Origin of the sequence: Ochrobactrum sp. SFR4, from assembly GCF_019730395.1 — a bacterium.
GTDB lineage: Bacteria > Pseudomonadota > Alphaproteobacteria > Rhizobiales > Rhizobiaceae > Pseudochrobactrum.
Genome location: NZ_JAAPBB010000437.1, coordinates 1 through 340, shown reverse-complemented (window position 1 = coordinate 340; position 340 = coordinate 1). Strand labels below are relative to the sequence as shown.

General features: G+C 47.1%; 1 protein-coding gene and 1 pseudogene. Both read right to left on the bottom strand.

All coding sequences use genetic code 11. From position 1 onward, the window contains the following. Positions 1 to 111: pseudogene (locus HBA93_RS24375) on the bottom strand (nucleoside hydrolase); the annotation flags it as partial. Beyond that, positions 108 to 340 (bottom strand): nucleoside hydrolase (locus HBA93_RS19715; protein ID WP_353619414.1); only part of this gene is annotated, 233 nt, incomplete at its 5' end. The pseudogene HBA93_RS24375 and the gene HBA93_RS19715, both read right to left, overlap by 4 nt.

Here is a 340-nt window from a genome sequence, read left to right as displayed (position 1 = left end):
GACAACGGAACTTCCAAGCACGTCCAGTTCCCGCCATACCACCGCCATTAAAATCGCAGCCGCATCGTCAACGCCCGGATCTGTATCGATAATAATTTTCAACCGTTTCATAGCGTGCCTTTATTTCCGGCATAACGGGACAGGCGTTCCAGCATCAGCTCAATCACTGCTTGTGAATTCACTTTAGAAACAATTTGTGCATTCGGCTCAAGATTACTCTTACCGTACCAATCAGCAATGGTTTGCCCCATGCATAATTCACTCTCGTGCTCAACGAAAATACGTGCCGGCTCGCTCTCAAACAAATGCGGAGCTAACAGATAAACAATCACAAGCGGAT